Annotated in this window: 21 protein-coding genes; 7 read left to right on the top strand and 14 right to left on the bottom strand. The window is 69.2% G+C overall.

The features are described 5' to 3' along the window. Positions 1-202: 202 nt before the first annotated feature. Positions 203-1,138 carry a TIGR04222 domain-containing membrane protein gene (locus ACFVBH_RS31955; RefSeq protein WP_354989099.1) on the bottom strand — a complete coding sequence of 312 codons (936 nt, stop codon included), beginning with the start codon at positions 1,136-1,138 and terminating at the stop codon, positions 203-205. 104 nt (positions 1,139-1,242) lie between these two features. Here ACFVBH_RS31955 and ACFVBH_RS31950 point away from each other — a divergent pair, with 104 nt between their 5' ends. Beyond that, on the top strand, positions 1,243-2,211 hold the full coding sequence (locus tag ACFVBH_RS31950; RefSeq protein ID WP_379007384.1) for a bile acid:sodium symporter family protein: 969 nt from the start codon (positions 1,243-1,245) through the stop codon (positions 2,209-2,211). Here ACFVBH_RS31950 and ACFVBH_RS31945 read toward each other — a convergent pair. Genes ACFVBH_RS31945 through ACFVBH_RS31930 form a run of 4 tightly spaced genes read right to left on the bottom strand, consistent with a single transcriptional unit; the run spans position 2,162 to position 6,801 of the window. Continuing rightward, positions 2,162-3,292, bottom strand: a complete 1,131-nt coding sequence (locus tag ACFVBH_RS31945; protein WP_379007382.1) for an aminotransferase class I/II-fold pyridoxal phosphate-dependent enzyme — start codon at positions 3,290-3,292, stop codon at positions 2,162-2,164. The genes ACFVBH_RS31950 and ACFVBH_RS31945 overlap by 50 nt on opposite strands. Then, positions 3,289-4,329: a 3-oxoacyl-ACP synthase III family protein gene (locus ACFVBH_RS31940; protein WP_379007380.1), complete on the bottom strand. Its 1,041-nt coding sequence runs from the start codon at positions 4,327-4,329 to the stop codon at positions 3,289-3,291. Before ACFVBH_RS31940 ends, ACFVBH_RS31945 begins: the two co-directional genes overlap by 4 nt. Before the next feature lie 10 nt (positions 4,330-4,339). Continuing rightward, positions 4,340-5,014 (bottom strand): SRPBCC family protein, encoded by a 675-nt coding sequence (locus tag ACFVBH_RS31935; protein ID WP_354989102.1) that lies wholly within the window; start codon positions 5,012-5,014, stop codon positions 4,340-4,342. A gap of 2 nt (positions 5,015-5,016) precedes the next feature. Next, the gene (locus ACFVBH_RS31930; protein ID WP_379007378.1) at positions 5,017-6,801 is read right to left on the bottom strand and encodes a thiamine pyrophosphate-binding protein; all 1,785 of its coding nucleotides are present in this window, start codon (positions 6,799-6,801) and stop codon (positions 5,017-5,019) included. A 150-nt stretch (positions 6,802-6,951) separates the two neighbouring features. On the opposite strand from ACFVBH_RS31930, the gene ACFVBH_RS31925 reads away from it, so the two are divergent. The 3 genes from ACFVBH_RS31925 to ACFVBH_RS31915 all read left to right on the top strand — a co-directional run bounded on the left by ACFVBH_RS31925 (position 6,952) and on the right by ACFVBH_RS31915 (position 9,315). Further along, positions 6,952-7,467, top strand: coding sequence for an EXLDI protein (locus ACFVBH_RS31925; protein WP_354989104.1), 516 nt, complete (start codon positions 6,952-6,954; stop codon positions 7,465-7,467). A gap of 124 nt (positions 7,468-7,591) precedes the next feature. Next, entirely contained in the window at positions 7,592-8,551 is a 960-nt protein-coding gene (locus ACFVBH_RS31920) for an ATP-binding cassette domain-containing protein (protein ID WP_379007374.1), read from the top strand. Next, positions 8,548-9,315, top strand: a complete 768-nt coding sequence (locus ACFVBH_RS31915) for an ABC transporter permease (protein WP_379007372.1) — start codon at positions 8,548-8,550, stop codon at positions 9,313-9,315. The genes ACFVBH_RS31920 and ACFVBH_RS31915 overlap by 4 nt, the downstream gene beginning before the upstream one ends. A gap of 137 nt (positions 9,316-9,452) precedes the next feature. On the opposite strand, the gene ACFVBH_RS31910 is transcribed toward ACFVBH_RS31915, so the two are convergent. The 3 genes from ACFVBH_RS31910 to ACFVBH_RS31900 form a co-directional block, all read right to left on the bottom strand. Further along, positions 9,453-10,163: an anti-sigma factor family protein gene (locus ACFVBH_RS31910; RefSeq protein ID WP_379007369.1), complete on the bottom strand. Its 711-nt coding sequence runs from the start codon at positions 10,161-10,163 to the stop codon at positions 9,453-9,455. Next, the gene (locus ACFVBH_RS31905) at positions 10,160-10,741 is read right to left on the bottom strand and encodes a sigma-70 family RNA polymerase sigma factor (RefSeq protein WP_354989908.1); all 582 of its coding nucleotides are present in this window, start codon (positions 10,739-10,741) and stop codon (positions 10,160-10,162) included. The genes ACFVBH_RS31910 and ACFVBH_RS31905 overlap by 4 nt, the downstream gene beginning before the upstream one ends. Positions 10,742-10,813: 72 nt before the next feature. Continuing rightward, positions 10,814-11,437, bottom strand: a complete 624-nt coding sequence (locus ACFVBH_RS31900) for a YqgE/AlgH family protein (RefSeq protein ID WP_379007366.1) — start codon at positions 11,435-11,437, stop codon at positions 10,814-10,816. Positions 11,438-11,574: 137 nt separating this feature from the next. Here ACFVBH_RS31900 and ACFVBH_RS31895 point away from each other — a divergent pair, with 137 nt between their 5' ends. Beyond that, positions 11,575-12,336, top strand: coding sequence for a lysophospholipid acyltransferase family protein (locus ACFVBH_RS31895; RefSeq protein ID WP_354989906.1), 762 nt, complete (start codon positions 11,575-11,577; stop codon positions 12,334-12,336). 69 nt (positions 12,337-12,405) lie between these two features. On the opposite strand, the gene ACFVBH_RS31890 is transcribed toward ACFVBH_RS31895, so the two are convergent. Further along, positions 12,406-12,738, bottom strand: coding sequence for a GNAT family N-acetyltransferase (locus tag ACFVBH_RS31890; RefSeq protein ID WP_354989905.1), 333 nt, complete (start codon positions 12,736-12,738; stop codon positions 12,406-12,408). Positions 12,739-12,843: 105 nt separating this feature from the next. Here ACFVBH_RS31890 and ACFVBH_RS31885 point away from each other — a divergent pair, with 105 nt between their 5' ends. Beyond that, positions 12,844-13,980 carry a glycerate kinase gene (locus tag ACFVBH_RS31885; RefSeq protein ID WP_379007362.1) on the top strand — a complete coding sequence of 379 codons (1,137 nt, stop codon included), beginning with the start codon at positions 12,844-12,846 and terminating at the stop codon, positions 13,978-13,980. A gap of 87 nt (positions 13,981-14,067) precedes the next feature. Here the strand turns inward: ACFVBH_RS31885 and ACFVBH_RS31880 are convergent, their stop codons facing one another. Continuing rightward, entirely contained in the window at positions 14,068-14,424 is a 357-nt protein-coding gene (locus ACFVBH_RS31880) for a helix-turn-helix domain-containing protein (RefSeq protein ID WP_354989903.1), read from the bottom strand. 138 nt (positions 14,425-14,562) lie between these two features. Between ACFVBH_RS31880 and ACFVBH_RS31875 the strand changes: the two genes are divergently transcribed. Beyond that, positions 14,563-15,435: an NAD(P)-dependent oxidoreductase gene (locus ACFVBH_RS31875; RefSeq protein WP_379007359.1), complete on the top strand. Its 873-nt coding sequence runs from the start codon at positions 14,563-14,565 to the stop codon at positions 15,433-15,435. Between the two features lie 118 nt (positions 15,436-15,553). Here ACFVBH_RS31875 and ACFVBH_RS31870 read toward each other — a convergent pair whose 3' ends face one another. The 4 genes from ACFVBH_RS31870 to aroQ form a co-directional block, all read right to left on the bottom strand. After that, positions 15,554-15,790 (bottom strand): helix-turn-helix transcriptional regulator, encoded by a 237-nt coding sequence (locus ACFVBH_RS31870; RefSeq protein ID WP_354989901.1) that lies wholly within the window; start codon positions 15,788-15,790, stop codon positions 15,554-15,556. Then, on the bottom strand, positions 15,780-16,631 hold the full coding sequence (locus tag ACFVBH_RS31865; protein WP_354989900.1) for an ABC transporter permease: 852 nt from the start codon (positions 16,629-16,631) through the stop codon (positions 15,780-15,782). Before ACFVBH_RS31865 ends, ACFVBH_RS31870 begins: the two co-directional genes overlap by 11 nt. Further along, on the bottom strand, positions 16,628-17,596 hold the full coding sequence (locus tag ACFVBH_RS31860; RefSeq protein ID WP_379007355.1) for an ABC transporter ATP-binding protein: 969 nt from the start codon (positions 17,594-17,596) through the stop codon (positions 16,628-16,630). Before ACFVBH_RS31860 ends, ACFVBH_RS31865 begins: the two co-directional genes overlap by 4 nt. 122 nt (positions 17,597-17,718) lie before the next feature. Next, positions 17,719-18,159 (bottom strand): type II 3-dehydroquinate dehydratase, encoded by a 441-nt coding sequence (gene aroQ / locus ACFVBH_RS31855; RefSeq protein ID WP_379007352.1) that lies wholly within the window; start codon positions 18,157-18,159, stop codon positions 17,719-17,721. Between the last annotated feature and the right edge of the window lie 27 nt (positions 18,160-18,186).

The raw sequence follows: 18,186 nt of genomic DNA, 5'->3' as shown, positions 1-18,186 counted from the left end.
GGATATCCAGCACTACCGGCGACACCGTGCCGAGGGGATTCGCCACCCCGCCGCCGCTCGTCGCGAGGCGGCTGTGAACCGCCGGCGGTGGGTGTCCGCTCCACCGCGCCGGTGCTCGCGCCACGTCCATCGCCGTGACCGCCGTGATCGCCGGGGCGCCACGGGGTTCCGGTCGGCGTGTGCTCGGCGTCGAGGGGGCGGCTCATCCGCCGCAGCCTCCACCGCCGCCGCAACCCCCGCCGCCACAGCTGCTGCCGCCGCCGCTGTCGCCGCCACCCGAACAGCTGCTGCCGCTGCCGCTGAAGTCCCCGCCCGACGCACTGACCGTTCCGGTGGCGCTCGCCAGACCCGGATCGGCGCTCCACAGCACGGCCGCTCCGAACAGCGCCACGGCCACGGCCGCGCTGTCGGCGCCGTAGGAGGCGTAGGCGGGCGAGTTGTTCGGGCGCAGATGGCCGTTGCGGCGGGCGGCGTCCAGGAGCAGGTCCCGGCCGCGCTTGGTCAGCCGGGGCGCCCGGATGAGCAGGCGGGTTGCCAGGAACAGGATGACGATGCTGATGCCGAGGAAGAGGACGGGCTTGTGGTTGTCCAGGCCCGCGGCGAATCGCACCGCGCCGAGCGCGAGCAGCACCCACAGCGGTATCGCGGACAGTGCGATCGTGCGGCGCTGCCCGTCGCTCAGCAGGTAGCCGCGTTTGGCCAGCGAGACCCGCAGGGCGTCCAGCGCCGTCCGCGTCGCCTTCGCCAGGGCCGGAATCTTGCGGTCCGCCGACACGCGCAGGTGCGCGTACACGGCCCGGGTCACCGGATCCAGCGCGTCGAGCTCCTGGGTGCTCACCGCCCGGCTGGGGTTGCCCGCAGAGTCGATGAGCCCGCGGCCGCGCAACTGCGTGAGCGCGGCCAGCACCGCGCGCCGGTCGTCGAAGAGCATCGCGGTCTCGGTCGGATTCAGCGGTCCCGCATAGGGATCGGCCGGTCCGGTAGAACGCCCGATCCGAATGCGCTGCGCGATGACGAAGACCCCGCCCGCGAGCGCGGCGAACCAGAACAGCGCCAGGAACGTCGGCCCGGGAACTCCCCAGGTGTCGGCGGCGAGGGCCGGGGCGTGCGTACTGGCCAGTGTGGTCCAGGGAACCATGGCATTCCACCTCGGAACTCGTGCGTGCGGTCGATCAACATCAGTATCGCGGTCGTCCGGGTGCGGTGTTAATCCTTTTTGCCGGGGGTGATTAGCCTTGACCCGTGCGATTTCTCAGCAAGTTCTATATCGACGGATTCATTTTGTCGATCCTCGCCGTCATCGCCGTGGCCAGTATTTTTCCGGCGCGCGGAGATGCCGCGGAAATTGTGAGCTGGCTCACCAAGATTGCTATCGCATTGCTGTTCTTCCTGTACGGCGCGCGTCTGGCTCCGAACGAGGCGATCGAGGGTCTCAAGCACTGGCGCCTGCACCTGGTCGTGCTCGCCTGCACCTTCGTGCTCTTCCCCGTCCTCGGGGTGGCCGCGCACCTGCTGGTGCCGAGCGTGCTGACCGAGGACCTGTACACCGGTCTGCTGTTCCTGTGCCTGGTGCCCTCGACGGTGCAGTCCTCGATCGCCTTCACCTCCATCGCCAAGGGCAATGTGGCCGGTGCGATCGTCAGTGCCACGGTCTCGAACCTGCTGGGCGTCTTCCTGACTCCGGCGCTGGTCATTCTGCTCATGAACACCACCGGCCAGGCGCGGGTGGACCTGTCCTCGATTCTCGACATCGTGCTGCAGCTGCTGGTCCCGTTCTTCCTGGGGCAGCTCATCCGCCCGCGGATCAAGGACTGGCTCGCCCGCTACGCCGAACCGACCAAACTCGTGGATCGCGGCTCGATCCTGCTCGTGGTCTACAGCGCGTTCAGCGCGGGGATGGTCGAGGGCATCTGGCACGCCATGTCGCCGTGGCGGATCCTGGCGCTCCTGCTGGTGTGCTGCGTCCTGTTGGCCCTGGTGCTCGCGGCGACCATGGCGGCCGGTCGCGCCGCCGGCTTCAACCGCGAGGACCGCATCGTGGTCGTCTTCTGCGGGTCCAAGAAGAGCCTGGCCACCGGTCTCCCGATGGCCACGGTCCTGTTCGCCGGCTCACCGATCGGCCTGATCGTGCTGCCGCTCATGCTCTTTCACCAGGTGCAGCTCATCGTCTGCGCGGCGCTGGCGCAGCGCTGGGCGCGTACGGCGCCGTGAGGGCGACCAGGTGACTGTCGTCGGTGGACAGTGGCCGGGAATGCGGCCGGGGCGGCGCGGTGAGGGCCCGCACGACGGCACGGTCCGCGACGGGGTCGCCGACGGCTACGCGGACGCTGCCGTCGGCATAGCGCTTGGCCGCGATACCGGCGCGGGCCAGTGACCGCGCGATATCGGCCCCGGGAAGGTAGAGGAAGTTGGCGCTGCTGCGGGGCACCCGGATACCGGCGCGGCGCAGCCGGGTGCGCAGCAGCTCGCGCTGGGTGGTGATGTGCAGAATGCGCTCGCCCAGTTCGTATTCGGCGGCGTAGGAGGCGCGGACCGCGGCGGCGGCGAGCGCCGGGACGCCGAACGGCAGCTGTAGTCGCTGTACCCGGCGGATCAGGTCCGGGGAGCCGAAGGCGTAGCCGATGCGCAGGCCCGCCAGGCCGTACGCCTTCGAGAAAGTGCGCAGCACCAGTACGTTCGGATGCCGGTGCACCAGTTCCACGGCGTCCAGGACCTCGCTCGCACCGAGGAATTCGAAGTACGCCTCGTCCAGCAGGACCGGAACGCCGGCGGGGACGGCGCACAGGAAGGCTTTGAGTTCGCTGCCCGAAACCACCGTTCCGGTGGGATTGTGCGGACGGCAGATCGCGACGAGGCCGGTGTCCCGGTCGATGAGCCGGGACATGGCCCACAGGTCCTGGCGACCGTGCGCATCCAAAGGGACGGGCGCGGCGCGCAATCCGGTCATCCCGGCCAGGATGGGATACCCGTCGAAGGTCGGCGCGGCGAACACGAAGCGCGCGCCCCGGTGGGGCAGGGTCTGCATGATCTGCATCGCGACCCCGGTCGCGCCGGCGCCGACCACCACCTGATCGGCGCGCGCGCCGATGTGCCCGGCGATCAGCTCGGGCAGCAGCCGCGGCCGGAATTCGGGGTACCGGTTCGCCGTGGCCAGTGCCTCGTCCAGCGCGCCGAGCACCGAAGGCAATGGCGGGAAGGGATTCTCGCTCAGGCTCAGGTCGAAGCGCTCGGGTTCGAAGAGCCCGTTCTCGAAGCGGTCATCCTCGAAGCGGAACGACTCCAGCGCCGTCATCGCGCGGCCCCCCACCGCACGGCCGCGGCGCCCGCGAAATCACCCGCGTGCGCGAAGGCCGCCATGAGCACGACCGAACCGTTGCGCAGCCGCCCCGCGGAGTTCTCGGTGTCCAGCGTGACGGGAATACCCGCGGCGAAGAGGTTTCCGCAGCTGTCGAAGGTATCGGGATGTCGTTCGGCGGGCAGTTCCAGCGCGTCGTGCCAATTGCGCAGGAAAAGCCGGTTGGGCTGATTGGTGACCAGGGTGTCGATATCGCTGCTCTTGACCCCGATGCGCTTGCACACCGCGTGGGCGACCTCGGGCACCAGCCGGTTGCCGCGCGTGAACACCTTGGCCACTTTGGATTCGGTGAAGGTGACGCACGCCTGACCCTCGCCGGGCTGCCAGTATTTGCGCTCGGACCCGGTGTCGAAATCCATGTCTCCCGCGAACTCGGGATAGGTGCGGCATTCGATATCGAGAATGGGCGCGGAACTGTTCTTGACCAGCAGCCCCACCCCGCAGCCGTCGCCGGGCACCGGCGCCTGCGCGAGCCCGCGGATGTCGGGCTGGGTGAAGACCGGCCCCGCGCAGTTCTGGGTGGTGACCAGCAGTGCGGTGCGCGCATCGGTGGTCCGCAGCACGGTGCGGGCGAGCCACATCATGTGTACGAAGGCCGCGCAGCCGCCGTTGTGCACGTCGAAGACGTAGCGCGGGCGCATGTTCAGCCTGCGCGCGAGTTCGCCGCCGCAGCCGAGCACCGGATTGTCCGGCAGCTGGGTGTGGGTCAGCAGTACATCGATCTTCGAGAGCTCCTGCGCCCCATGGCGTTCCACCAGCGGTGCGGCGGCCCGCTCGGCCATGTCGACGGCGGTCTCGTCGGGCCCGCGGTGATGGCGGCCCTTGGGCGCGCGGAACATGACGTTCTTGGCCATGCGTTCGGATCGCGAGAACCGCGTGAAGTACTCGGTGCCCACCGGTTCACCCGGCAGATACGAGGCGACGTCGAGCAGGCTGACCGGAGGGGTGGTCCAGGCGGGATCGGTGAAGTCCATGGCGCACTCCTCATTTCATCCAGGTCGGCGTCAAGGGGAGCCCGTGTGCGGCGCGGTACTCGGCGATGGCCCGAAGGTTGTCGAGTTCGAGTTGATGCCCGGCGGAGAACATCTCCCAGAAATCGCCGACCCACACCTTGCGCTTGTCGGGCGCGGCGTCGCCGTAGGGATTCTCGTCGTAGAACGGGTGGTGGCAGTTCGTCCAGAGCACCACCGATCCCGGCTTGTCGAACACCACCTGCGCGTCCACCACGCGCAGCAGGTAGATCATCCAGAGGTGATCGGGCTGATCCCAGGCGCAGTGATAGTCGACCGTCATGGCGTCGGGATTGGCGACGGTGCGGGTGTAGATGCGGGTGCTCTCGCCCAGCCGGTCGTAGGACTCCCACAGGCCCGGGGTCGCGGTCTCGGTGAAGCCGCGCAGGCTGTAGGTCCATTCCTCCAGTGAGCGGGTGTCCGAGAGGTAGTCGTAGAGCTCGCGGGGCGGTGCGTCGATATGACCCTGGACCGTGCAGTACTCGCCGAAGATCTGATCGTGCGGATAGACCGAGCGCAGCATGTCCAGAATGATCGGCGTGGTGGCCTCGCGATCGGAGGTCTCGATCCGCAGGACGCCGGGGATGTCCGCGGGCAGGTCGTTCAGGGCGGGCAGTTGCTCACGCTCGGGCCGGGTCGAACTTGTCACGATTACCTCCGGGGTGCCGTCAGGAACGGCGTGAAAGGCGGAATCTCGTCGGGATCGCACTCGATCGCGATGCACGACGGTCCGGGGCTGCCGAGGCAGTGCCGCAGCGCGGCACGGAGTTCGGCGGGTGTGGCAGGTGCACGGGTGCACAGATCCGGGAACATGGCGGCCAGACCGGCGCCCGGATTCGCCGGCCGAAACCGGTTGAAGCTGTATCGATCCCGGTAGTACAGCTGTTCGCGGGTCACGCACATGGCGTGCGCGTTGTTGTTGAGGAGCACGAAGGTGACGGGCAGGCGGTGCTCGACCGCGGTGTGGATCTCCATGCCGTGCATGTAGAAGGCGCCGTCCCCGGCGATCACGACGGTGTGCCGGAGACCGCCGTCACCGCGGCGGTGCCGGGCGAACGCCGAGCCGATGCCCGCGCCGAAGGCGTAGCCCATGCCGCCCATGCCGAGGGCGACGGTGAACCGGCCGTCGCGGGGCAGCCGTAGATGGTGCACCACGGCCGCGCCGGTATTCCCGGCGTCGGCGAAAACATCGGTACCGGCGGGCAATTCGGAGTTGATCGCCTCGATCACCTGGCGGTAGCGCAGTCCCGGGCCGGTGGCGGGCGGCACCTCGCGGGCGGACAGGACCGCCGCCCGCGGTCCGGACTCGGTGCTCTCGCCGACGCTCGCGCGCTCGGAAAGCGGCTCTCGCGCCGCCGATCCCGGCCGCTCGCCGACGGCGAGCACGGCGACCGGCACGGGCGGGCGCAGCGCGGCGCTCAGGTCGGCGAGCGTGACCGCCAGATCGGCGGCGTGCGCGTGAATCGCAGGCAGAAATGGGATTTCGGCTCCGATGCCGGCCAGTGGCACGGCGTCCAGCGCATCCTCCAGCCCGGCCCTGTCGGTCACCGGCAGGCGGGTGCCGATGAGCAGGCACAGGGACGCGGAATCGAGTGCGGCCCGCGCCTGCGCGTGGCCCATGCTGCCGGTGATGCCGCGGAAACCCGGGTCGGCGTGGTGGTAGACGTCCAGGGCGTCCGGGCACACCGCGACGGCGGCGTCGAGCGTCCGCGCCAGTTCGGCCAGTTCCGCGCGCGCGTCATCGCGGGCCACCTGCGCGCCCGCGATGATCAGGACGCGGCCCAGCGCTCGCGCGGCGCGCAGGGTCTCCGTCACCCGGTGCAGGCTCGCGGCGGGCGGCCGGTGCGCGCGGGGCGGCGGCGCGAAATCGGGAGCGAGCAGATCGGCCCGCTGAATGTCCTTGGGCAGCAGCAGTATCGCCGGGCCGCCGCCGTGCCCGCCGGTCTCCGGGTCGTCCCCGCGCGCGGCGAGCACCGCCCGGGTGAGGTGAGCGGGCAGGTCGGCGGGCGCGTCGACGCGCGCACAGTAGTGCGAGACCGGCGTGAACAGCCGTACCGCGTCGATGGCGCCGGCCTGCCCGCTCGTGTCCTGGAAGGCGCCCTTGCCCTCCAGGACGGTCGGGGGCTGGCCGATCAGGGCCAGCACGGGCACCCGGGAGGCGTAGGACTCGGCGAGTCCCGGGAGCAGATTCATCGCGCCGCCCCCGGACGTGGCGGCCACGACGCCGAGCCCGGAGGTGGAACGCGCGTAGCCGTCGGCCATCGTGGCCGCGGCGAATTCGTGTTTGGCCACGACGGCGGTGAGGAGTCGCCGATGATCGTGCGCCGCGTCGTACAGGTCTTCGATATTCGCTCCGCCGACCCCGAAAAGGTGTCGCACCCCGAGCGCGGAAATCGCTCTGACCAGGTGATCCACCACTCGTGTTCCATTGTGCATGGGCGGCTCCTCTCGGCGCCGGACACCGGATGCCCGAGTCGGTTCTACTCGGGATACGAGCGGGGGTTGCCGAAGGTTCAATCGCCGGGCGCGGCGGCCGTCCGAGATCCGCGCTTGCAATGTATGTATACGTCTACGTATAGTTGGCTCATGCCGAACAAGACGATCTACGTATCCGATGAGGACCTCAAGCTGTTCACGCGTGCGCAGGAACTGGTCGGGGGCAATCTGTCGGGCGCGATCGTGACGGCACTGCGCCGGTTCATCGAACTCGAGGAGGGCCGGCTCGAGGGCTACGACGAAGTGGTTCTCAAGCTCGGCAAGGACGGGGTGCGGCAGGTCCGCTTCTCGGCCACCCTGCTCACCGAATGGCACCAGGTCACCGACAAGCGCGTCGAGGACATCCGCGTGTACCGCACCCGCAAGGGCGCGTACGCGGTGCACAGTCATTTCTCCAACTGGAGCGAATTCCCCACCGACACCAACATTCTCAAGGATTGGAAGCAGTGGCGCCGCCTGCTCGGCGTCGGCGAACAGGACTGGGGTGATTACGAACTCGTGGTCGTGGACGAACTGCGCGAACTCGAGAAGCTGATCCCCAACCGGCTCTACGCCCGGCTGGTCGACGCCGCCGAACATCCGAACGTCGAAGTGCTCGACATCTGATCGCACACCCGAGGCGAAACCCGCTCTCGCACAACTGAACAGCTCATCGCTTTGATCGCAGCCTCGGCGGTCACGGCTCAGCCAACTCATGCATTCATGCGTATCCATTGATCCGAGGGGAACAATGAACCACGATCAGCACCCGGCCGCGATAACCGTCACCGGCCTGTGCAAATCCTTCGGCGAGCAGATAGTGCTCGACCGCATCGACTTCCGCGTCGAACCGGGCAGCATCTTCGCCCTGCTCGGGCCCAACGGCGCCGGCAAGACAACCACCGTGCAGATCCTGTCCACCCTGCTGCGCGCCGACGGCGGCGACGTCGAGGTCGGCGGGCACGACCTGGCCACGAGACCGGACCGGGTGCGCTCGGTGATCGGGGTGACCGGACAGTTCTCCGCGGTCGACGAACTGCTCACCGGACGCGAAAACCTGCTGCTCATGGGGGATCTGCGGCACCTTCCGCGCTCCGAGAGCCGCCACCTGGCCGACGAGCTGCTCGCGAAGTTCGATCTGACCGACGCCGCGGACAAGACCGCGGGCAGCTACTCCGGCGGTATGACCCGCCGCCTGGATCTGGCCATGACCCTGGTCGGCGGCCCGAGCGTCATCTTCCTGGACGAGCCGACGGTCGGCCTGGATCCGCGCAGCCGCCGCGCCATGTGGGACATCATCCGGGAACTGGTCCGGGGCGGGGTGACCATCTTCCTGACCACCCAGTACCTGGAGGAAGCCGATCAACTGGCGGATCGCATCGCGGTGCTGCACCGGGGCCGGCTGGTCGCCGAGGGCACCGCCGATCAACTCAAACGCCTGGTGCCCGGCGGCTACATCCGCCTCGACTTCACCGATCGCGATCAATTGACCGGCGCCGCACAGGTTCTGGGCAACACCGCGCAGGTCAACGGCGAGCTGACGCTGGCCGTCCCCAGCGACGGCGGCGTGCGCTCGGTGCGCGAGGTGATCGACCGCCTCGACGCCGCGCGCATCGAACCCGCGGGGCTGTCGGTGCACACCCCCGACCTGGACGACGTCTTCCTCGCTCTCACCGGCGAACACACCACCAGCAAGGAGAACGCGCGATGAGCGCCCTGGCCACCGCCTACGTCGATTCCAAGACCATGCTGCGCCGGAACATGGTGCACGCCAAGCGCTACCCGGCGATGACCTTCAGCATGATCCTGATGCCCATCGTGCTGCTGCTGGTGTTCAACTACGTCTTCGGCGGCGCGCTGGGCGCGTCCACCGGCAGGTACATCGACTACCTGACACCGGGCATGATGCTCATCATTCCGGCGTACATGATCGCCGGCGTCGCGGTCTCCATGTGCACGGATGTGACCAAGGGCATCGTGAATCGCTTTCGCACCATGCATATCTCGCAGTCGTCGATCCTGACCGGCCAGGTCGTGGGCAGCTGGATCCAGGGCATGCTCGGGGTGGCGGCCATGACCGGCGTCGCGGTGCTGGCCGGCTTCCGGCCGTCCGCGAGCCCGGTGGAGTGGCTGGCCGCGATCGGCCTCATCGGCCTGGTGTTCTTCGCGCTGAACTGGCTCGGCGTCGCCTTCGGCCTGGTCGCCCAGACGCCGGAGAGCGCCAGCAACATGCCGATGCCGATCCTGCTGCTGCCCTTCCTCGGCAGCGGTCTCGTGCCTACGGACACGATGCCCGCCGGTGTCCGGCACTTCGCGGAATACCAGCCCTTCACGCCGATCACCGAGACCCTGCGCGGGCTGCTCATGGGCACCGAGATCGGCAACAACGGCATCATGGCGCTGGCCTGGTGCACCGGTATCGCGGTACTCGGATTCTGCTGGTCCACTTCGCTGTTCCGCCGTCGCGCCGACTAGGCACGTCGCTTGGTCCGCACCCGCACGTCGCGATGACGGCGCACCCCGAACCGGGGTGCGCCGCCTTCGTGCGTTCCGGTCCGCCCGTCGCGATCCCGCGCGAGTTCCGGTCCATGGGCGATGTCCGCCCGGAACGGTCAAATACTCGCTGCCAGTAGCACTTTCCCGTACCCGTCGCGCACCTCGACGGTGCGCAACTGCCCCGGCTCGGCGGAGGTGGTGCCGTCCGGGGTGAAGACCCGGCCCGGGGTCGCCGTCCACTCCGCCAGCTTGGATTGCGTGCCGTCGTGGCGCACCACCCACAGCGACAGCTGCCAGGCGTAGACGCTGTCGGCCGGCGGGTAGTCGCACCACATGTCCACCCGCGTCTGCCCGTTCACCAGCAGCACCTTGAAGGTCGCGGTGATCGGGGTCTCGGCCTGCGCCCGCAGCGGGCCCTCGGCGACCACCCGCGATATCGCCGGGCGCTGGTTCTCCACCACCGCGGCCGTCACCGGAATGGCGACGCACGCCGCCGCGGCGGCGGCCGCGATCGCGCCGCCCGCCGCCCATCGCCGCCGCCGCCGGCGCGCGCGGACGGCGCGTTCGGCCAGACCGGGCAGCAATCGTCCGGGCGGTGGCGGCGCGTCCTGCGGATCCGGCTGGGCCGCAAGCGATATCGCCGTATCGGTTTCCACCAGTGTGAGCAGGCCCGGCAGCCCGGCCAGTTCGGCCACCGCCGACCGGCAGGGCGCGCAGGCGATCAGATGGTCCTCGTACTCACGGCGTTCGGCCCGGGCGAGGGCGCCGAGCACGTAGGCCCCGTCCCAGGTCGGGTATCCCTCGCAGAGTTCGTGTCCCGCGGTCATCTCGTCACCCCCATCTCCTGGAACGCCAGTCGTAGCGCCCGCATCCCATAGTGCATACGGGACTTCACCGTGCCCTCGGGAATGTCCAGCTCGGCGGCGATCTGATGGGTGGACAGTCCCCGGTAGTAGGCCCGCACGATGACATCGCGGTGATCGGCGGTCAGCCGCGCGAGCGCGTCGGCGACCAGCCAGCCGTCCAGGGCGCGGTCGCAGTGATCGGGCGTGCTCCGCTCCGGCGGATGATCGGTGCGCAGTTCGCGCCGGTTGCGCGCGGACCGGTGTTCGTCCACGGCGAGATGCCGGGCCACGGTGAACAGCCAGGCGCGGGCGGAGGTGACGGACTGATCCAGGATCGCCGGGCGCTGCCAGGCGCGTAGCAGGGTCTCCTGGACGATGTCCTCCGCCCGGCCCGGATCGCCCACCAGCCCGAAGGTGAACCGCCACAGCGGCGCCGCGTGCTCGTCGTACAGCGCCCGCAGCAGGGCCTCGGCGTCGTCCGGCCGGTCGGGGGCAGGGGCGAGCGGGCTCGGCGGCCGGGAGTCCGGTCGCCGGTCTGGTGTGCCCGGCACAGTGCCCATGACCTCACCGATTCAGTCGGCGGATACCACTGTCTCTGCTGTCCACATCCGAACCACGGTGCCGGCCGCGGTTCAGTTCGATCGGGTGCGCGGCGAGTCGACCGGATGGGTGGCCAGTAGCGAGAGCGGCAGCGGCTGGCGGCGCAGCACCCGGCCCCACAGGTCGACCCGGCCCGCGAGCGGATCGCTCGGCAGCGCCGAGAGCACGATCCAATCGCCCCGATCCAATTCGCCTTCCAACTGGCCGAATGTCCAGCCCGCATAGCCCGCGAAGATCCGCAGACCCTCGATGAGGGGCGCTATGCGTTCGGGATCCGAATCCAGATTCACCAGTGCCACCCGACCGTCCACCCGCCGCAGGCCCGGCAGGCCCGCGATGGTGGTCCCGACCTTCAGGGTGGCAAGGCACAGGGCGGAATCGCGCTGCACCGGGCCGCCGCGGTAGAGGGTGTCCGGATCGGCCGCGAGACCGCTCCAATCCGGTAGGACTTCCGCGACCGGGGTCTCGCTGGGCCGGTTGAGGATTACTCCCCGACTGCCCGCCTCATTGTGCTCGACGATATACACGACGGTGCGTCGGAATGCCGGTTCCGTGAGGTCGGTCGCGGACACCAATAGCGTCCCCGGGCGCACGACCTGTTCCTCATGCCGGAATTCGCGTCTAGAACTGTCGCCATGTTCTTCTGCGCGTGCCACCCCGCCATCATTCCACCGCGGCACCACAATTGCGCCGGCTAATTTCGGAACCGCGCAATTGCGCCGCCGGCCCGGCCGGCGGGCCCGCGTGGACACTCGCCCCGGCGCGTTCGGGATTCGGTGGCTAGGGTGAGGCCATGGAACGGCCCGAGGTTGTCCTCGAGAACAGCGATGCGGTCTACGACTTCTATCGCGACCATCAGCAGAATCTGCTCCAGGCCAGGGGGGCCTACTGGATGCTGGGGCGGCGCTACCGTCCGCGCATCTCGTACGCGGCGGGTGCGCGGGACCGGCTGCGGGAGTTGATCTCTCAGCGGCGGCCGCTGCTGATCGCGATCAACCACCTGTCGCAGCTGGATCCGTACACCGTGGCCGCGGCGGCCTGGCGCAGCGCGCTACGGCCCGCCATCGGGCGCACGCGGGTGCTGGCCAAGGACGAACTGTTCGAGGAGCCGAAACTGCGCGCCCGCATCGACATGATGGGCGGCATTCCGGTCTTCCGGGGCAAGGACCACGGCTTGCGCGCGGTCAACGCCGCCGGTCAGCGCATGATCGACATCTGCGCCGAGCGCCTCGCGCGCGGGGACGGGGTTGCGGTCTTCCCCGAGGGCACCTGCAACAACGTGGACCCCACCCAGGTGCAGCAGGTCGGAACGGGTATCGGGCACATCGGCTTCCGCGCCAAGCGGCTCGGCGCCGACCCGGTGCTGGTCAGCCTCGGGCTGAGCTACGGGCCGCGGCTGGATCCGAAGGTGGAGCCGACGAAGGAGGAGGCCAAGTCGGCCAGCTTCTATTTCGGGCTGCCGGTCGACGGGTTGCCCAGCAAGCCCGCCGAGATCACCCGCGTGGTGCGCGACGAACTCCAGACCGCGCTGGACGGCGCGGTCAAGGCGTACTGAGGACTTTCGCGGTGGTGTGAACTCCGCCCGCGGTGCCCCGATCGGCGTCGCGGGCGAGTGTGCGGCGGCTTACTGCTGGGGCAGGTTCAGCCGTTCCCGCGACCACCGCGGGACCAGGGCCAGGTATTCCGGGCGTGACTCGACGAAATGGTGCACCATCGGGCACAGCGGGAGGATGCCGAAGCCCGCGGCCCGGGTCTGGTCGAGCGCGCCCTGCACGAGTTTGCGGCCGTAGCCCTGGCCCTCGAATTGGGGATAGATCTCGGTGTGCACGAAGGCGCGCTCGTTGGCCGTGTCCTGATAGGCCGCCACCCCGGCCAGGTAGCCATCGACATACAGCTCGAAACGATCGAGCTCGGCATTCTTGCGGACCTCGATCGGCGCATTCGGCTCACTCGGCATATATCGAAAATAGCCCGGGGGCCAGCGGCTATTTGTCCGTTCCCGGTTCCGCGCCCCCGGCGTGTCGTGAATAGGGCGCGCCGTGGTCGTGCCGGATGGGCGGCAATGGACAACACTGTTCTGGTGACGCCCACCCGTGCCCGCCGGGTCATTCTCGCCCCGGACAAATTCAAGGGTTCGCTGACCGCCGCCGAGGTGGCGGCGGCACTCGCCGTGGGAATCCGCCGCGCGCACCTGGACATCGAGGTCCGGCAGCTGCCCATCGCCGACGGCGGTGACGGAACGGTCGACGCCTTTCTGGCCGCGGGCTGGGACCGAATCGCGGTGACCGCGCCCGGGCCGACCGGCGTCCCCGGCGAGACCGCGTACGCGCGGCGTGGCGGCACCGCGGTCATCGAACTCGCCGCGGTGACCGGACTTGTGAAACTGCCTGGCGCGCAGCCGGATCCGCTGCACGCGGGCACCTACGGCCTGGGCGTGGTCATCGCGCACGCGCTCGACGCCGGCGTGCGCGACATCGTGCTCGGCCTGGGCGGCAGCGCCTCCACCGACGGCGGGGCGGGCCTGCTGCAAGCCCTCGGCCTGCGCGTGCTCGACGCCGCGGGCAACGAGATACCCGCCGGGGGAGCGGCTCTCGCGCACGCCGCCCGCGTCGACCGTGCCGGGCTGCATCCCGCCCTCGCCGATACCCGCTTCACGCTCGCCAGCGACGTGGACAACCCCCTGCTGGGCCCGCACGGCGCGGTCGCGGTCTACGCGCCCCAGAAGGGTGCGACCGCCACTGACCTGCCGATTCTCGAAGCGGCCCTGACGAACTGGGCCGCCCTGCTCGGGCCGGAACGGGCGAACGAGCCCGGTGCGGGCGCGGCAGGCGGCGCCGGCTTCGCGGCCCTGACGGTTCTCGACGCGATTCCCCGGCCGGGTATCGATCTGATCCTGGAACTGGTGGGCTTCCCCGCCGCCCTGGCCGAGGCCGACCTGGTGATCACCGGCGAAGGCTCCCTCGACGCCCAGACCCTGAACGGCAAGGCCCCCATGGGCGTCGCCGCCGCCGCCCGTCGCGCGGGGGTGCCCGTCATCGCCGTGGCGGGCCGAATCCTGCTCGGTGAGAAAGAGCTTCGTGACGCCGGGTTCGCCGAGGCGTACGCGCTGACCGAGTTCGAGCCGGACCCCGAGCGCTGCATGAGCAGGGCGGCGAATCTATTGCAGCGCATGGCGATTCGGCTCGCAGGGAAAGTGTAGGGTCGCGCCGCGTGTTACTCGAGTACTGATCGCCACGCGGTACAGGTGCCCTGACCGCTCGGCGGGCGGGCCCGCCCGGGCGCCCGCCTAGCCCGCGACGCTGAGCGGGCGGCCCAGGATCCGGCCGCGATTGCGGTCGCCCCACTCCTCCAGGGAGCGCAGGGCAACGTTCAGCTCGTGGCCGAGCTCGGTCAGCGAATACTCCACGCGCGGCGGGATCTCCGGGTAGATCTCGCGGTGCACCACGCCGCTCGCCTCGAGCTGGCGCAGATTCTCCGCGAGCACCTTCTCGCTCACGCCCTCGAGCAGGCGGCGCAACTCGCCGAACCGCTGCGGACCCGCGCCCAGGGCCCACATCAGATGCATCTTCCATTTGCCGCCGACCACGTCGATGGCCACGGACATGCCGCAGATGTCGTGATCCGCGTCACCGTCGTTGTTCATGGCGGGGCTCCTGACCGTATTTCGAACCTGCAGGTAAGCAACCACACCCGAACGTGCGGTCTTCCCGAGCCTACCGATCACGGCCAGTATCGATTTCGGCGCCGACACCACTACAGCGACGAACGAACAGGACACACCATGTCTGAGCAGCGCAATTCCGTATCCGTCATCGGCCTGGGCCCCATGGGACAGGCGATGGTGCGGGCCCTGTTGAAGGCCGGGGTCGAGGTGACCGTGTGGAACCGCAGCACCGCGAAGGTCGAGGCCATGGTGGCGCTGGGCGCCAAGGCGGCGGCCACCGTCGCCGAGGCCCTGGATGCCAACGAGGTCTCGGTCGTGAGCCTCACCCACTACGCCGCCATGTACGACGTCCTGGGCCAGGCCGTGGATCACCTGCCCGGCAAGGTGATCGCCAACCTCTCCTCCGATTCCCCGGAGCACGCCCGCAAGGGTGCGGAGTGGGTGCGATCGCACGGCGCGCAGTTCATCTCCGGCGGCGTCATGTCGGCGGGCGACAACATCGAGCACCCGGCCTCGTACATCTTCTACAGCGGTCCCCGCGAGGTGTTCGACGCGCACGCCGACCTGCTGCGCCCGCTGAGCCCGCAGGAGTACCTGGGCGCGGACGACGGTCTGGCACAGGTCTTCTACCAGGGCCTGCTCACCACCTTCCACCCGTGGCTGCTGGCCTTCGACCAGGCGACGGCCATGATCAGCAAGGCCGGGCACTCGGTCGCCCAGTTCGTGCCCTACGCCATCCGTTCCAGCGAGGCGTACCCGTACTTCATGCAGGAGTTCTCGGTCGCCAACGAGAACGGCGGCTGGGCCGAGGTGGCGAGCCTGAAGATGATGGACGCCGGCGCGCAGCACATCATCGAGGCCAGCGAGGAGGTCGGCGTCGACGCCACCCTCTCGCACGCCGCGCAGGCGTTCTGGCGCAAGGCCGTTGCCGCCAGCGAGGAGGCCGGTCGCGCGGTCTCGACGTACGAGCTCATGCGCGACGCGAAGTAGATCGGCAGGCGGATCACACCGCGGCAGCGGCGCGCGCACCGTCCGGCCACCTGTAGCCCCGCCGTACCGGAAGGTGCGGCGAGGCAAGGTCGTTCGGTCACCGAATCGATCGCCCGGATCAGGCGGATTCCGAGCCGAGGCGCGGGAAGGGGGCGGTCGAGAAGACCACCTCCACCGGCACCTCGAAGTACTGCGAAACCCGCAGCGCCAGATGCAGACTCGGGCTGTACTCACCGCGTTCGAGATAGCCGATCGTCTGATAGTGCACACCCAGTGCCGTCGCCAGCTCGCGGCGTGACACGCCCCGTTCGGCGCGCAGCATGGCGATCCGATTGAAGATGACCTCAGTAGCCACGCTGAATGGCCTTCTCCCGCCGGGCCGCCACACTCGAACCGGATTCGCGACGAGCCATGCGGCGCAGGAAGATCGGCGCGAGCACCAATCCGGCAACCGCCCACAGGCCCAGCACGGCCGCGGTTTCCAGGCCGCGCCAGCTCTCGCTCAGCTCGACAGCCGCCGCGTCGCCCGGCAGCATGGCCGAGCGCATGCCCAGCCCCAGCCAATAGATGGGGAACACCTGCGCCACACCCTGCAACCAGCCGGGCATGGCGGTGATCGGATAGAAGATGCCGGAGATCGCCACGAGACCCATGATGGGGAACGACAGGAAGCCGATGCCGCGCGGGTTGTCGAAGAGCGATCCGATGGCCGCGCCCAGCGGCAGGACGGCCAGCAGGCCCAGGGCCAGTACCCAGATCAGCGTGAACCAGGCCCGCGCGCTGTCCAGGTGCACGCCGCCGACGATCAGCGAACCCAAGCCCAGGATGATCGTCACCTGGATCAGCACCGTCGCCGAGGCCACGGTGATCTTGCCGATCAGATAGCCGACCATGCCGTTCGGAGTGGCCTTGGCGCGCAGGAGAGTTCCGTCCTCGCGATCCATCGTCAAATAGCCCGCCATCGCGAACATGCCGTTGAAGGCGATCATCATGCCGACCACGCCCGGCAGCGCCAGCGCGCCGAGGGTCAGTCCGCTGGCCTCGAAACTGCCGTTGCGCAGGAAGAACAGCGCACCCAATGTCAGTACCGGCCAGAAGAACTGGCTGAACAGGTCCTGCCCGCTGCTGAAACTCTGGCGGAGTTCGATCCAGCCGCGCCACAGTCCCGCGCGGACGGCGACAACGGTGGGGTTCATCGGGTCACCTCCTCGAGGGTGCGCACGTCGGCATCGGACTGCCGCCCGGATTCGAAGCGCTGCACCAGGGTCATGTAGGTGTCCTCGAGGGAAGCACGGCGGACCTCGAGCTCCTCGATCGCCGCGCCGTGCTCGCGGAACAGTTCGTGCACGAAAGCCGTGCTCTCGGTGGTGGTGTGGACGAAGCGCTGCCCGTCGAGCGTCCACTTCACCTCGGCCTCGCCGGCGATGCGCCGGGAGAGCTGATCGGCCGAGCCGTCCGCGATGATCCGGCCCCCGGCCAGGATCAGGATGCGGTCGGCGAGCTTCTCCGCCTCGTCCAGATCGTGGGTGGTCAGCACGATCGTGGTGTGCTCGTCGTCGGCGAGCCGGTGCACCAGATCGTGGAATTCCCTGCGCGCCTGCGGATCAAAGCCCGCCGTCGGTTCGTCCAGGAACAGCAGTTCGGGACGTCCGACGATGCCGATGGCCACATCGAGCCGGCGGCGCTGGCCGCCCGAGAGCGTCATGGCCTTGGCGTTCGCCTGCGCCGTGAGGCCGACCGCGGCGATGAGCTCGTCCACGTCCCAGGGCCGGCGCAGGTCGCCGGTGGAGTAGGGCGCGTAGAACAGGCCCAGGTAGGTGAGCAGCTCGCGCACACGCCACTTGCCGTGGTCGCGCCAGGACTGCAGCACCACGCCCACGCGGGCGCGCCACGCCTCGTCGCCGTGCGCCGGATCGGCGCCGAGCACGCTGACCTGCCCCGCCGAGCGCATGCGGAAGCCCTCGAGAATTTCGATGGTGGTGGTCTTGCCCGCGCCGTTCGGTCCCAGCAGCACCAGAACCTCGCCCGCGCGGGCTTGAAAAGTGACGTCCCGCAGTACATCTCGGTCGCCGTATCGCATACGCAGTTGCTGGACGTCGAGCACGATGCCCGCGCCGCCTCCCGCGTCCCCGCCGTGGGTCATTGCATCCTCCGTAGTCATCTCAGGATGCTATGTAGCATATCTACTACATTTTGACGGGTACAAGCTATTTATGCCGAGGGTGTTCAGGGCACGAAAAAGGCCCGGCTCACAGTGAGCCGGGCCTCGGGTTTCGCGAAAAGTCAGCGGGTGGCGAGGAATTCGACGGCGGCCGCGTACCCCCGGATGCCCATGCCCGCGATGACCGCGGTGGCGATGGGCGAGACGAACGAGTGGTGCCGGAACTCCTCGCGCGCGTGCACATTGCTGATGTGCACCTCCACGATCGGCGCCTCCGGAATCACCAGGGCATCGCGCAGCGCGACCGAGGTGTGGGTGAGCCCGCCCGGATTGATGACGATGCCGGACACCACCCCGCGCGCGGCGTGGATCCGGTCGATCAGCGCGCCTTCGTGATTGGACTGGAAGGCATCGATCTTCCGGTCGAACCGCTCGGCCGTGACCCGGCACAGCTCGACCACGTCGTCGAGCGTGTCGGCGCCGTACACCTCGGGCTGTCGCGTGCCGAGCATGTTCAGATTCGGGCCGTTGAGTATCAGGATCGGGCCGGCGGATTGAGCCATGGCTGGAATCCTACGTCCGCCGCCCGG

The organism is Nocardia sp. NPDC057668 (assembly GCF_042799795.1).
Taxonomy (GTDB): domain Bacteria; phylum Actinomycetota; class Actinomycetes; order Mycobacteriales; family Mycobacteriaceae; genus Nocardia.
The sequence above is the reverse complement of the archived record's forward strand: the minus strand, read 5'-3'. Positions and strand labels throughout refer to the sequence as shown.

Excerpts from the sequence above, each read along its gene's own strand:
- ACFVBH_RS31955 (WP_354989099.1), bottom strand. The coding sequence starts at position 1,138 with ATGGTTCCCTGGACCACACTGGCCAGTACGCACGCCCCGGCCCTCGCC.
- ACFVBH_RS31945 (WP_379007382.1), bottom strand. The coding sequence starts at position 3,292 with ATGACGGCGCTGGAGTCGTTCCGCTTCGAGGATGACCGCTTCGAGAAC.
- ACFVBH_RS31940 (WP_379007380.1), bottom strand. The coding sequence starts at position 4,329 with ATGGACTTCACCGATCCCGCCTGGACCACCCCTCCGGTCAGCCTGCTC.
- ACFVBH_RS31930 (WP_379007378.1), bottom strand. The coding sequence starts at position 6,801 with ATGCACAATGGAACACGAGTGGTGGATCACCTGGTCAGAGCGATTTCC.
- ACFVBH_RS31925 (WP_354989104.1), top strand. The coding sequence starts at position 6,952 with ATGCCGAACAAGACGATCTACGTATCCGATGAGGACCTCAAGCTGTTC.
- ACFVBH_RS31920 (WP_379007374.1), top strand. The coding sequence starts at position 7,592 with ATGAACCACGATCAGCACCCGGCCGCGATAACCGTCACCGGCCTGTGC.
- ACFVBH_RS31915 (WP_379007372.1), top strand. The coding sequence starts at position 8,548 with ATGAGCGCCCTGGCCACCGCCTACGTCGATTCCAAGACCATGCTGCGC.
- ACFVBH_RS31910 (WP_379007369.1), bottom strand. The coding sequence starts at position 10,163 with ATGACCGCGGGACACGAACTCTGCGAGGGATACCCGACCTGGGACGGG.
- ACFVBH_RS31905 (WP_354989908.1), bottom strand. The coding sequence starts at position 10,741 with ATGGGCACTGTGCCGGGCACACCAGACCGGCGACCGGACTCCCGGCCG.
- ACFVBH_RS31895 (WP_354989906.1), top strand. The coding sequence starts at position 11,575 with ATGGAACGGCCCGAGGTTGTCCTCGAGAACAGCGATGCGGTCTACGAC.
- ACFVBH_RS31890 (WP_354989905.1), bottom strand. The coding sequence starts at position 12,738 with ATGCCGAGTGAGCCGAATGCGCCGATCGAGGTCCGCAAGAATGCCGAG.
- ACFVBH_RS31885 (WP_379007362.1), top strand. The coding sequence starts at position 12,844 with ATGGACAACACTGTTCTGGTGACGCCCACCCGTGCCCGCCGGGTCATT.
- ACFVBH_RS31880 (WP_354989903.1), bottom strand. The coding sequence starts at position 14,424 with ATGAACAACGACGGTGACGCGGATCACGACATCTGCGGCATGTCCGTG.
- ACFVBH_RS31875 (WP_379007359.1), top strand. The coding sequence starts at position 14,563 with ATGTCTGAGCAGCGCAATTCCGTATCCGTCATCGGCCTGGGCCCCATG.
- ACFVBH_RS31865 (WP_354989900.1), bottom strand. The coding sequence starts at position 16,631 with ATGAACCCCACCGTTGTCGCCGTCCGCGCGGGACTGTGGCGCGGCTGG.
- ACFVBH_RS31860 (WP_379007355.1), bottom strand. The coding sequence starts at position 17,596 with ATGACTACGGAGGATGCAATGACCCACGGCGGGGACGCGGGAGGCGGC.
- aroQ (WP_379007352.1), bottom strand. The coding sequence starts at position 18,159 with ATGGCTCAATCCGCCGGCCCGATCCTGATACTCAACGGCCCGAATCTG.